Annotated in this window: 5 protein-coding genes, 1 tRNA gene and 2 rRNA genes (1 of these 8 running past the window's edge); 3 read left to right on the top strand and 5 right to left on the bottom strand. The window is 67.6% G+C overall.

Annotated features, from left to right (window positions below):
* Nucleotides 1-30 precede the first annotated feature (30 nt).
* Both OG982_RS22745 and OG982_RS22740 read right to left on the bottom strand, forming a co-directional pair.
* Nucleotides 31-717, bottom strand: coding sequence for a two-component system response regulator (locus tag OG982_RS22745; protein ID WP_266783919.1), 687 nt, complete (start codon nt 715-717; stop codon nt 31-33).
* A 274-nt stretch (nt 718-991) separates the two neighbouring features.
* The gene (locus OG982_RS22740; RefSeq protein WP_266783921.1) at nt 992-6523 is read right to left on the bottom strand and encodes a HAMP domain-containing protein; all 5532 of its coding nucleotides are present in this window, start codon (nt 6521-6523) and stop codon (nt 992-994) included.
* A gap of 260 nt (nt 6524-6783) precedes the next feature.
* On the opposite strand from OG982_RS22740, the gene OG982_RS22735 reads away from it, so the two are divergent.
* The 3 genes from OG982_RS22735 (at nt 6784) to OG982_RS22725 (ending at nt 10421) form a co-directional block, all read left to right on the top strand.
* A complete protein-coding gene (locus tag OG982_RS22735) occupies nt 6784-9306 on the top strand; it encodes a SpoIIE family protein phosphatase (RefSeq protein ID WP_266783923.1) in 2523 nt (840 codons plus the stop codon).
* A 63-nt stretch (nt 9307-9369) separates the two neighbouring features.
* A complete protein-coding gene (locus OG982_RS22730; RefSeq protein WP_266783925.1) occupies nt 9370-9882 on the top strand; it encodes a DinB family protein in 513 nt (170 codons plus the stop codon).
* A gap of 68 nt (nt 9883-9950) precedes the next feature.
* Nucleotides 9951-10421, top strand: coding sequence for a hypothetical protein (locus OG982_RS22725; protein WP_266783927.1), 471 nt, complete (start codon nt 9951-9953; stop codon nt 10419-10421).
* A gap of 46 nt (nt 10422-10467) precedes the next feature.
* Here OG982_RS22725 and OG982_RS22720 read toward each other — a convergent pair.
* The 3 genes from OG982_RS22720 to OG982_RS22710 form a co-directional block, all read right to left on the bottom strand.
* Nucleotides 10468-10540: transfer RNA gene (locus OG982_RS22720), tRNA-Thr, on the bottom strand.
* Between the two features lie 5 nt (nt 10541-10545).
* A 5S ribosomal RNA gene (gene rrf, locus OG982_RS22715) occupies nt 10546-10662 on the bottom strand.
* Between the two features lie 72 nt (nt 10663-10734).
* Nucleotides 10735-13286 (bottom strand): 23S ribosomal RNA (locus tag OG982_RS22710); it runs 570 nt beyond the window's last position.

Genomic DNA, 13286 nt, shown 5'->3' with positions numbered 1-13286 from the left:
GGGCAGCGGCCGGGCACTCGCGCGGGAGGCTCAGCCCTGTGCGGGCAGTACGGGCGCGCCGCCGGCGCCGGTCCCGGGCTCCAGCGCGTCCAGCGCCCGCCGCAGTCCGGTCAGCTTGCGCTCCAGATGGGCCGCCGTCGCCACCACCGCCGCGTCGGCCGACTCCTCGCCGAGCTGCTTGGTCAGTGCCTCGGCCTGCTCCTCGACCGCCGCGAGCCGCGCGGAGAGCTCGGCCAGCAGCCCGGCCGTCTCCTTGGAGCCCTCGGTGCCGCTGGAGCCGCCGCCCTCCAGCTGGAGCCGCAGCAGCGCGGCCTGCTCCCGCAGTTGGCAGTTCTTCGTGTAGAGCTCGACGAACACCGAGACCTTGGCCCGCAGCACCCACGGGTCGAAGGGCTTGGAGATGTAGTCCACCGCTCCGGCCGCGTAGCCGCGGAAGGTGTGGTGGGGACCGTGGTTGATCGCGGTGAGGAAGATGATCGGGATGTCCCGGGTCCGCTCCCGCCGCTTGATGTGCGCGGCGGTCTCGAATCCGTCCATTCCCGGCATCTGCACATCCAGCAGGATGACCGCGAAATCGTCCGTCAGCAGCGCCTTGAGCGCTTCCTCCCCCGACGACGCCCGGACCAGTGTCTGATCGAGCGCGGAGAGGATGGCCTCCAGCGCCAGCAGATTCTCCGGCCGGTCGTCGACCAGGAGGATCTTGGCCTTCTGCACCATGCCCTGTCCTCCTCGCCCCGGCATGGGGCCTCCCCGGCTCCAGGCTCCGGCCTGTGCGCCGGGCCCCGCCCCAGAGGACGGCATCCTTGCGCCGTCCGTCCTTGTGCCGGTCATCGTAGCCCCAGTCCCGAGATCGCCACACCCTGTCACCAAGATGTCACTGTGCACGAAGCAGAAACGGTGTGGGAGAGCAGAAGGTTCCCCGGATACCGCCCTCCCACACCGCCTTCGCCACACTGTGTCAGCGATTGACGTCATTACCGCCCGGCGGCGATCACTTCCCGCGCATCCACTGCTCCATCACCGACAGCAGGTAGTCGGGTTCGACCGGTTTGGTGACATAGTCGGAAGCGCCGGAATCGATGGCCTTCTCCCGGTCGCCCTTCATCGCCTTCGCCGTCAGCGCGATGATCGGCAGCCCCGCGAACTGCGGCATCCGCCGGATCGCCGAGGTCGTCGCGTATCCGTCCATCTCCGGCATCATGATGTCCATCAGCACGACCGTCACATCGTCGTGCTGCTCCAGGACTTCGATGCCCTCCCGGCCGTTCTCCGCGTACAGCACCGCCAGTCCGTGCTGCTCCAGCACGCTGGTCAGCGCGAAGACGTTGCGCACGTCGTCGTCCACGATGAGGACCTTCTCGCCGTGGAAGTCGTACGTCCGCCGCGACGCCGGAAGTTCCTCGTCCGCCCCGCCCCAGCCGCCCTCGGCCCCGTGCGTCGTCGGCTGCCCCGGCACCGCCGTACGCGGCTCCAGATCGCTCAGCGACTTGCGCCGCCGCCGGAACAGCGCGGCCGCGCCGCCCTGCCCCTGCCCGGCCGGCTCCGGGGCCGACGGCCCGGACCGGGCCGGCTGGGCCTGCGCGGGCGGTACGGACACGGGCGCCGGCGCCGCCGGCAGCGCGGGCCGCGCCTCATCGGCGGGCCTGCGGTACAGCTCGCCGCGGCCGCCGCCGGGCGCCGGCGGCGCGTACCCCTGCGGGGGCAGCTCGCTCGGGTGCAGCGGCAGGTACAGCGTGAAGGTGGACCCGCGGCCCGGCTCACTGGCCGCGTGGATCTCCCCGCCCAACAGCCGGGCGATCTCCCGGCTGATCGACAGTCCGAGCCCGGTGCCGCCGTACTTGCGGCTGGTGGTCCCGTCGGCCTGCTTGAACGCCTCGAAGATCACCAGCATCTTGCTCGCCGCGATCCCGATCCCGGTGTCCGTCACCGAGAAGGCGATCAGGTCCCCGTCCGCCTCGCGCAGCGAACCGGCCTCCAGCAGCTGCTCCCGGATCGCCGGCGGCACGTCCGTACCGGCGGGCCGGATCACCAGCTCCACCGCCCCGGTGTCGGTGAACTTCACCGCGTTCGACAGCAGGTTGCGCAACACCTGGAGCAGGCGCTGCTCGTCGGTGTGCAGGGTCGCAGGGAGCTCCGGGGAGACCCGTACCGAGAAGTCCAGCCCCTTCTCCGCGGTCAGCGGCCGGAAGGTCGCCTCCACGTAGTCCACGAGCTGGACCAGGGCGATCCGGGTCGGCGAGACGTCCATCTTCCCGGCCTCGACCTTCGACAGGTCGAGGATGTCGTTGATCAGCTGGAGCAGGTCCGAGCCCGCCCCGTGGATGGTCTCGGCGAACTCCACCTGCTTCGGCGACAGGTTCTCGTCCGCGTTGTCGGCCAGCAACTTGGCCAGGATCAGCAGCGAGTTCAGCGGCGTGCGCAGCTCGTGCGACATGTTCGCCAGGAACTCGGACTTGTAGCGCATGGAGACCGCGAGCTGCTCGGCGCGCTCCTCCAGGACCTGCCGGGCCTCCTCGATCTCGGTGTTCTTCACCTCGATGTCCCGGTTCTGCTGGGCCAGCAGCTCGGCCTTCTCCTCCAGTTCCGCGTTGGCGGCCTGGAGCGCCTTCTGCCGGTTCTCCAGCTCGTCGGAGCGCTCGCGCAGCTGCTCGGTCATCTCCTGCGACTGCTTGAGCAGCATCTCCGTCTTGGAGTTGACGGAGATGGTGTTGACGCTCGTACCGATCATCTCGGCGATCTGGCTGAGGAAGTCCTTCTGGATCTGCGTGAACGGCGTGAAGGACGCCAGCTCGATGACCCCGAGCACCGTGCCCTCGAACAGCACCGGCAGCACGATCACGTGCGCCGGCGGGGCCTCGCCCAGGCCCGAGGAGATCTTCAGGTAGCCGGGCGGGGTGTTCTCGACGAGGATCGTCCGCTTCTCCTCGGCGACCGTCCCGATCAGCCCCTCCCCCGGCCGGAAGGACGTGGGCATCTGGCTCCCGGCGTACGCGTAACTGCCGCGCATCCGCAGCTCGTACGGGCCGTCCGCGCCGCCGTCCGTCCCGATCTCGGTGCTGCCGCCGGCCGGCAGGGCGAGGTAGAACGCCCCGTGCTGCGCCGAGACCACCGGGGTGAGCTCGCTCATGATCAGCGAGGCCACGTCGTCCAGTTCCCGGCGCCCCTGCATCAGGGCGGAGATCCGGGCCAGGTTGCCCTTGAGCCAGTCCTGCTCCTTGTTGGCCAGGGTGGTGTCGCGCAGGTTGACGATCATCGTGTTGATGTTGTCCTGGAGCACCTGGATCTCGCCCGCCGCGTCCACGTCGACCTTGAGGCTCAGGTCGCCCCGGGTCACGGCCGTGGCCACGGCCGCGATGGCGCGCACCTGCCGGGTCAGGTTCCCGGCCATCTCGTTCACGGACTCCGTGAGGTCCCGCCAGGTGCCGTCCACGTCGCGCACCCGGGCCTGGCCGCCGAGGATGCCCTCCGTGCCCACCTCGCGGGCCACGCGGGTCACCTGGTCGGCGAACGAGGACAGCTGGTCGACCATCGTGTTGATGGTCGTCTTGAGCTCCAGGATCTCGCCGCGCGCGTCGATGTCGATCTTCTTGGTCATGTCGCCCTTGGCGATGGCGGTCGTGACCATGGCGATCTGCCGCACCTGGCCGGTGAGGTTGGAGGCCATGAAGTTCACCGAGTCGGTGAGGTCCTTCCACGTCCCGGAGACCCCCGGCACGTGCGCCTGGCCGCCGAGCCGGCCCTCCGTACCCACCTCGCGGGCCACGCGCGTCACCTCGTCGGCGAACGAGGACAGGGTCTTCACCATCGTGTTCACGGTGTCGGCGAGCTGGGCGACCTCGCCGCGCGCCTCTACGGTGACCTTCTTCGTCAGGTCACCGTTGGCGACCGCCGCCGAGACCTGCGAGATGTTGCGCACCTGCGAGGTCAGGTTGTTGGCCATCAGGTTGACGTTGTCGGTCAGGTCCTTCCAGATGCCGGTCACCCCGCGCACCCGGGCCTGCCCGCCGAGGATGCCCTCGGAGCCCACCTCGCGGGCCACCCGGGTCACCTGCTCCGCGAACGACGACAGCTGGTCGACCATCGTGTTGACGGTCGTGACGAGTTCGAGGATCTCGCCCTTGGCGTCGACGGTGATCTTCTTGGAAAGGTCGCCCATCGCGACCGCCGTCGTCACCTCGGCGATGTTGCGCACCTGCGAGGTCAGGTTGTTCGCCATGAAGTTGACGGACTGGGTGAGGTCCTTCCAGGTGCCGGAGACGCCCTTCACCTCCGCCTGGCCGCCCAGGATGCCCTCGGTACCCACCTCGCGGGCGACGCGGGTCACCTGCTCCGCGAAGTTCGAGAGCTGGTCGACCATGGTGTTGAGGGTGTTCTTCAGCTCCAGGATCTCGCCGCGCGCGTCCACGTCGATCTTCTGGGACAGGTCACCGCGCGCCACCGCCGTCGCGACCTGCGCGATGTTGCGCACCTGCGAGGTCAGGTTCCCGGCCATGCCGTTCACCGAGTCGGTCAGGTCGCGCCACACCCCGGCCACGCCGGGCACCTGCGCCTGGCCGCCGAGACGGCCCTCCGTACCCACGTCCCGGGCCACCCGCGTCACCTGCTCGGCGAACGCCGAGAGCTGGTCGACCATCGTGTTGATGGTGTTCTTCAGCTCCAGGATCTCGCCGCGCGCGTCCACGTCGATCTTCTGGGACAGGTCACCGCGCGCCACCGCCGTGGTCACCTGGGCGATCTGGCGCACCTGGGAGGTCAGGTTGCCGGCCATGAAGTTGACGGAGTCGGTGAGCTCCTTCCACGTGCCGGAGACCCCCTCCACCCGTGCCTGGCCGCCGAGACGGCCCTCCGTACCCACGTCCCGCGCCATCCGCGTGACCTGGTCGGCGAACGAGGACAGCTGGTCCACCATCGTGTTCACGGTGTTCTTCAGCTGGAGCATCTCGCCGGAGACGTCCACGGTGACCTTCTGCGACAGGTCGCCGTTGGCCACCGCCGTCGTCACCTGGGCGATGTTGCGCACCTGCCCGGTCAGGTTGCGGAAGGCGGTGTTCACCGAGTCGGTGAGGTCCTTCCACGTACCCGCCGCGCCCGGCACCTGCGCCTGCCCGCCCAGCTCGCCTTCGACGCCGACCTCGCGGGCCACCCGCGTCACCTCGGCGCCGAACGACTGGAGCTGGTCCACCATCGTGTTGACGGTGTTCTTCAGCTCCAGCATCTCGCCGGCCACGTCGACGGTGACCTTCTGCGACAGATCGCCGTTGGCGACGGCGGTGGTGACCTGCGCGATGTCCCGCACCTGGGTGGTCAGGTTGCGGAAGACCGTGTTCACCGAGTCGGTGAGGTCCTTCCACGTACCCGCCGCGCCCGGCACCTGCGCCTGCCCGCCCAGCAGGCCCTTCGCACCGACCTCGCTGGCCACGCGCGTGACCTCGTCCGCGAAGGTCCGCAGCGTCTCGGTCATCTGGTTGATCGTTTCGGCCAGCTGCGCCACCTCGCCGCGCGCGCTGACCCGTACCTTCTGCGACAGGTCACCGTTGGCGACGGCCGTCGTGACCTGTGCGATCCCGCGCACCTGGGCGGTCAGGTTGCCCGCCATCGTATTGACGGAGTCGGTCAGGTCCTTCCACACGCCCGCGACCCCGGGCACCTTGGCCTGACCACCGAGCTCGCCCTCCGTACCCACCTCGCGGGCGACCCTCGTCACCTCCGAGGAGAACGACGACAGCTGGTCCACCATCGTGTTGACGGTGTTCTTCAGCTGGAGCATCTCGCCGGCCACGTGCACCGTGACCTTGCGCGACAGATCGCCCTTGGCCACCGCCGTGGTGACGAGAGCGATGTCACGCACCTGAGCGGTGAGCCGGTACGCCATGGTGTTGACGGAGTCGGTCAGGTCCTTCCAGGAACCGGACATTCCGCGCACCTGGGCCTGGCCGCCGAGCTTGCCCTCGGTACCGACCTCCAGCGCCACCCGCGTCACCTCGTCGGTGAACGCGGACAGCTGGTCGACCAGGTTGTTGACCGTACGGCCGACCTTGAGGAACTCACCGCGCAGCGGGTGCCCGGCACCGTCGGCCGTCTGCGTCCGCAGGTCCATGCGCTGGTCCAGGTCGCCCTCGGCCACCGCCGACAGGACGCGGCCCACCTCGGACACCGGCCGGGCCAGATCGTCCACCAGCTGGTTCGAGGCGTCGATCGCGGCCGCCCAGGAGCCCTCGCAGGCCCCCGTCTCCAGCCGCTCGCTCAGCTTGCCCTCGCGGCCCACCATCCGCCGGACCCGGGACAGCTCCCCCGTGAGGTGGAGATTGCGGTCGGCGACCTCGTTGTAGACGGCGGCGATCTCCGCCATCACACCGTCGCCGGACACCGTCAGCCGCTTGCGGAAATTCCCGTCCCGCATCGACACCAGGGCCGCGAGCAGCCGGTTCAGGGCGGCGGTATCGACTTCCGTCGTCCCGTTCCGCCGGGAACGCCCGCCCTTCGGGCGCGTTCCCGTACGCCGCACCGCTGCGCCAGACTCCACCGTGTCCCTCCCGAAAGGGTCGACCGCTGTTCCACCGGACTTCCGGCCACGAAGGCCGGACACCACTCCAAGGCCCGACACTCCACAGCCCGGCTCTCCAAGCCTGCCCAGTGTTTCACCCTGGCCGAACCCGGCCATAACACTTCGGCACCATCGCACACCCGCCTTACCCCGCGGGTGGAATCCCGGACGACCGCACCACGCCGACCGCGAAGGTAAGTAACCTGGCATCCGATGTCCAACCGCGTCGAAGGAGATTTGTGATCACGGCTCGGGCGGCTGCCAGTTTCGACCCTCTCGGGCGGTCGGTCGCCGCCGCCCGCGCGTTCGTCCGCGACACCCTCCAGGGCTGGGGCTTCGCCGACATCGTCGACGACGCGGTGGTCCTCACGAGCGAGCTGGTCACCAACGCCGTGGTCCACGCCGGAACCCGCGCCGAGGTGCTGTGCCTGCGGGCCGAGGACGGCGTGCGCGTCGAGGTCGCCGACCGGTACCCCGAACGCGAGCTCCCCCTGCGCCACCCCGACGAGCGCCCCTACGCCGACCCCGACCGGGAGAGCGGCCGCGGCCTGATGCTGTGCGCCGCGCTCGCCACCCGCTGGGGCGTCGAGTACACGGCCACGCACAAACACGTCTGGTTCCGCCTCGACCTGCCCGACCGACCGGTCGGTACCCGGTCCGCCGGCCCCGTCGTCCCCGACCAGCTCCTCCCCCTCGCCGACAGCCGCGTCCGCGTCGCCGTCCTCCAGATCGACGCCGCCGACTGCATCTCCGCCTGGAACGAGGACGCCGAGCACGTCTTCGGGTACTCCGCCGACAAGGTCCTCGGCCGCCCCCTCGCCGAACTCGCCGCCTGGCCCCAGACCCCCGGCACCGGCACCGGCATCGCCGAGGCCCTGCGCCTGTCCCGCTGGGAGGGCAGCTACGGCATCCGCGGCGCCGACGGCCGCGTCATCCCCGTCTACGCCTCGCACCTGCGGGTCCGCGACGCACACGGCGAACCGTCCATCGTCTGCCTCCTGGTCCACGACGACGAACGTGCCCTGCTCCAGACCCCCGTACGCGTCGCCACGTCCGACGCCGGGCTCACCGAGCCCCGCCCCGCGGACCCCTTCGAGGTGTTCATCGGCTCCCCCGCCCCCGACGACCTCGACGGCCTGCTCCAGCGCACCGTGGAACGGGCCCGCGACATGCTCGACGCGGACGCCGCCTTCCTCCTCCTGGCCACCGACGACGAAACGGAGCTGGAGGTACGCGCCACCACCGGCCTGCCCTCCACCCGCCAGCGCTTCGCCCGCGTCCCCGTCGAGGCCGGCACCAACCGCTACGGCTCCGCCCGCATGCCCGCCGTCCACGACGACCTCGCCGCCGTCCCCGGAGCCGTACCGCTGCTGGAGGCCACCGGCATGCGCTCGGTGATCACCGTCCCCCTCAAGGTCGAGGGCCGCCTCACCGGTTCGCTCGGCGTCGCCACCGAGAACCCCGGGCGCTACTCCAACGCCGAGGCCCTGCGCCTCCAGTTCGCCGCCGACCGCATCGCCCTCGCCGTCGAGTCCGCCCGCCTCGGCGAGCTGGAACGGCTGCGCCGCGGCTCCCTGTCCTTCCTCGTCGAGGCGTCCGACCTGCTCGCCGGCACCCTCGACCGGGACCAGACCCTGGCCCTCATGGCCCAGATGACCGTCCCGACCCTCGCCACCTGGTGCGCCGTCTACACCATCGCCGACCAGTCCTCCGACCCGTTCCTCTCCTACGTCCTGCACGAGGACGAGGAGCGCATCGACGGCCTCAAGGCCCTGCTCTCCCGGGTCAGCCCGCCCGAGCCGGTCCGCGAGGCCGGCGCCCGCCCCTGGCCCGAGACGGCGCTCGCCGTCGGCGGCGAGACCGTGGTCCTGCCGCTCCTCGCCCGCAACCGCGTCATCGGCCTGCTCACCCTCGGCAAGCCGTCCGAGGAGCACTTCCGCCAGGAGATCCTCGAACTCGCCGAGGACCTCTCCCGCCGGGCCGCGCTCGCCCTGGACAACGCCCGTCTCTACTCCGAGCGCACCGCCATCAGCCGCTCTCTCCAGCGCAGCCTGCTGCCGCCCGGCTCCCCCGCCATCCCCGGCATGGAGGTCGAGGTCATCTACCGCGCGGCCGGCGAGGGCAACGAGGTCGGCGGCGACTTCTACGACGTCTTCCCGATCCGCGACGGCGCGTACGGCTTCGCCATCGGCGACGTCTGCGGTACGGGCCCCGAGGCGGCCGCCGTCACGGGCCTGGCCCGCCACGCCCTGCGCCTCCTGGCCCGCGAGGGCCTGGGCGGCCCGGCGGTCCTGGAGCGCCTCAACGCGGCGATCCTCGACGAGGGCGCCCGCAGCCGCTTCCTCACCCTCCTGTACGGCGAGCTCCACCCCCAGCCGGACGGCAGCGCCCTGATGAAGGTCGTCTGCGCGGGCCACCCGCTCCCCCTCCGCCTGCGCCCGAACGGCGAGGTCGTCCCGGCGGCGGAGCCCCAGCCCCTGCTCGGCGTGATCGACGACCTCGACCTCTACGAGCAGACCCTCACCCTGGACCCGGGCGACGTCCTCCTCTGCGTCACCGACGGCGTCACGGAACGCCGCGAGGGCACCCGCATGCTCGGCGACGACGGCCTCACGGAGGTCCTCACCACCTGCACCGGCCTCACCGCCGGCGCCGTGGCCTCCCGCGTCCTGCGCGCCGTGGAACGCTTCGCGGCGGAACCCGCCTCGGACGACATGGCCATCCTCGCCTTCCGCGTCCCCCAGCAACGCGAGGGCGACTGACGCCACGGGGCGCCGCGGAAAACCCGATGCGCGTGCCCCCGACCCGCACTAGCCTCGGCGCCCATGCCCCTACCTCGCACCCGGCCGGACTTCACGGCAGACGAACGCACTCAGCTCGTTGGCTGGCTCGACCTCCAGCGCTCGATCGTCCGGTGGAAATGTGAGGGGATCTCCGAAGAGGACGCCCACCGGGTCGTCCTGCCCGACTCCCCTCTGATGACCGTCGCCGGGCTCATCTCCCACATGCGCTGGACGGAACACTGCTGGTTCCAGGTCCTCTTCCTGAACCAGCAGGCCCCGGAGAACCCTCAGTTCGGTGACGAGGAGGACCTCGACTTCAAGGTCGAAGGCGTCCCGCTCGCCCGGCTCCTGGAGGAGTACGACGCCCAGTGCGCGGCCTCCAACGAGATCACCGCGGCCCACGCCCTCGACCAGACCGGCCTCAACCGCGACTTCAAGTCCGGAGCGGCCTCCCTGCGCTGGATGCTCCTCCACATGATCGAAGAGACCGCCCGGCACGCCGGCCACCTCGACACGATCCGCGAACTCCTCGACGGCGAGACCGGCTACTTCTAGCGCCCAAGGAAGGCCCCCGGACGGTCGGGGGCCTTCTTCCGTCCCGCGGGCTGTGGTCGACTCACCGCATGAACACTGTTCTGACGAGCGTGGTCGCCGTGATCGGCACACTCATCGGCTCCTGGAGCACCTACGTGTTCCAGCGACGCACCGCGGCACGAGCAGACGCGGCCAACCGGGAGGAACGGCTGCGCCAGGAGCGCCTGGCGGCCTACAGCGGCTACGCCGGCGCGGTCAGCGACCTCAAACGGGCCCTGATCACCCTCTGGTTCCGCCGACGCCGGCTCCCACGCGACGAGGAGACCCTCCAGGCCGCCCAGCTGGACAGCGACCGCCTCGGCGCGGCCGCCGAGACTGCCGTCTTCCGCCTCCGCCTCGTCGCGAACGACCCGGCCCTACGGCCCCTCACCGAAGCGATATCCACCAAACTCGGCGAGATCGAGCGCGCGGCGGACCGCCAGGCCCTCATCACCGTCGAAGCCCAATTCGAGGCGGCCGTGGAAACCTTCCTGGACGCCGCGGGCCGGCATCTGCGCTGAAAACAAAAAAAGGCCCCCGCCAAGAGGCGGGGGCCTTTTCATTGTGAGCCCTTTAACGGAATCGAACCGTTGACCTTCTCCTTACCATGGAGACGCTCTACCGACTGAGCTAAAAGGGCGGGTTGTTCGGCGGCGTCCTACTCTCCCACAGGGTCCCCCCTGCAGTACCATCGGCGCTGAAAGGCTTAGCTTCCGGGTTCGGAATGTAACCGGGCGTTTCCCTAACGCTATGACCACCGAAACACTATGAAGATATCAACCGGATGACAACACGGTCGTTACTTCAGAACTAACACAGTGGACGCGAGCAACTGAGGACAAGCCCTCGGCCTATTAGTACCAGTCAGCTCCACCCGTTACCGGGCTTCCACATCTGGCCTATCAACCCAGTCGTCTACTGGGAGCCTTACCCTCTCAAGGAGGTGGGAATACTCATCTTGAAGCAGGCTTCCCGCTTAGATGCTTTCAGCGGTTATCCCTCCCGAACGTAGCCAACCAGCCATGCCCTTGGCAGGACAACTGGCACACCAGAGGTTCGTCCGTCCCGGTCCTCTCGTACTAGGGACAGCCCTTCTCAATATTCCTACGCGCACAGCGGATAGGGACCGAACTGTCTCACGACGTTCTAAACCCAGCTCGCGTACCGCTTTAATGGGCGAACAGCCCAACCCTTGGGACCGACTCCAGCCCCAGGATGCGACGAGCCGACATCGAGGTGCCAAACCATCCCGTCGATATGGACTCTTGGGGAAGATCAGCCTGTTATCCCCGGGGTACCTTTTATCCGTTGAGCGACGGCGCTTCCACAAGCCACCGCCGGATCACTAGTCCCGACTTTCGTCCCTGCTCGACCCGTCGGTCTCACAGTCAAGCTCCCTTGTGCACTTACACTCAACACCTGATTGCCAACCAGGCTGAGGGAACCTTTGGGCGCCTCCGTTACCCTTTGGGAGGCAACCGCCCCAGTTAAACTACCCATCAGACACTGTCCCTGATCCGGATCACGGACCGAGGTTAGACATCCAGCACGACCAGAGTGGTATTTCAACGACGACTCCACAACCACTGGCGTGGCCGCTTCAAAGTCTCCCACCTATCCTACACAAGCCGAACCGAACACCAATATCAAACTGTAGTAAAGGTCCCGGGGTCTTTCCGTCCTGCTGCGCGAAACGAGCATCTTTACTCGTAGTGCAATTTCACCGGGCCTATGGTTGAGACAGTCGAGAAGTCGTTACGCCATTCGTGCAGGTCGGAACTTACCCGACAAGGAATTTCGCTACCTTAGGATGGTTATAGTTACCACCGCCGTTTACTGGCGCTTAAGTTCTCAGCTTCGCACGCCCGAAAGCGCACTAACCGGTCCCCTTAACGTTCCAGCACCGGGCAGGCGTCAGTCCGTATACATCGCCTTACGGCTTCGCACGGACCTGTGTTTTTAGTAAACAGTCGCTTCTCGCTGGTCTCTGCGGCCACCCCCAGCTCACGGAGCAAGTCCGATCACCAGTGATGGCCCCCTTCTCCCGAAGTTACGGGGGCATTTTGCCGAGTTCCTTAACCATAGTTCACCCGAACGCCTCGGTATTCTCTACCTGACCACCTGAGTCGGTTTAGGGTACGGGCCGCCATGAAACTCGCTAGAGGCTTTTCTCGACAGCATAGGATCATCCACTTCACCACAATCGGCTCGGCATCAGGTCTCAGCCTTAATGAGGGACGGATTTGCCTACCCCTCGGCCTACACCCTTACCCCGGGACTACCACCGCCCGGGCTGGACTACCTTCCTGCGTCACCCCATCGCTTACCTACTACAAGTCTGGTTCGTCGGCTCCACCACTTTCCTTTCCCCGAAGGGTCCGGAACGGCTTCACGGACTTAGCATCGCCTGATTCGATATTGGGCGTTTCAAAGCGGGTACCGGAATATCAACCGGTTGTCCATCGACTACGCCTGTCGGCCTCGCCTTAGGTCCCGACTTACCCTGGGCAGATCAGCTTGACCCAGGAACCCTTAGTCAATCGGCGCACACGTTTCTCACGTGTGTATCGCTACTCATGCCTGCATTCTCACTCGTGAACCGTCCACAACTAGCTTCCGCTGCTGCTTCACCCGGCACACGACGCTCCCCTACCCATCACAGCGGGCGTTGGCCCTATTGCTGCAATGACACGACTTCGGCGGTACGCTTGAGCCCCGCTACATTGTCGGCGCGGAATCACTTGACCAGTGAGCTATTACGCACTCTTTCAAGGGTGGCTGCTTCTAAGCCAACCTCCTGGTTGTCTCTGCGACTCCACATCCTTTCCCACTTAGCGTACGCTTAGGGGCCTTAGTCGATGCTCTGGGCTGTTTCCCTCTCGACCATGGAGCTTATCCCCCACAGTCTCACTGCCGTGCTCTCACTTACCGGCATTCGGAGTTTGGCTAAGGTCAGTAACCCGGTAGGGCCCATCGCCTATCCAGTGCTCTACCTCCGGCAAGAAACACACGACGCTGCACCTAAATGCATTTCGGGGAGAACCAGCTATCACGGAGTTTGATTGGCCTTTCACCCCTAACCACAGGTCATCCCCCAGGTTTTCAACCCTGGTGGGTTCGGTCCTCCACGAAGTCTTACCTCCGCTTCAACCTGCCCATGGCTAGATCACTCCGCTTCGGGTCTAGAGCGTGCAACTCAAACGCCCTATTCGGACTCGCTTTCGCTACGGCTTCCCCACACGGGTTAACCTCGCTACACACCGCTAACTCGCAGGCTCATTCTTCAAAAGGCACGCAGTCACGACCGTTGTTCCGAAGAACAACGGCGACGCTCCCACGGCTTGTAGGCACACGGTTTCAGGTACTATTTCACTCCGCTCCCGCGG

This window comes from Streptomyces sp. NBC_01551 (genome assembly GCF_026339935.1).
GTDB lineage: Bacteria > Actinomycetota > Actinomycetes > Streptomycetales > Streptomycetaceae > Streptomyces.
The sequence above is the reverse complement of the archived record's forward strand: the minus strand, read 5'-3'. Positions and strand labels throughout refer to the sequence as shown.

What these genes read in the sequence shown, in the direction of transcription:
- OG982_RS22745 (WP_266783919.1), bottom strand. Translation starts at nt 717, where the DNA reads ATGGTGCAGAAGGCCAAGATCCTCCTGGTCGACGACCGGCCGGAGAAT.
- OG982_RS22730 (WP_266783925.1), top strand. Translation starts at nt 9,370, where the DNA reads ATGCCCCTACCTCGCACCCGGCCGGACTTCACGGCAGACGAACGCACT.
- OG982_RS22725 (WP_266783927.1), top strand. Translation starts at nt 9,951, where the DNA reads ATGAACACTGTTCTGACGAGCGTGGTCGCCGTGATCGGCACACTCATC.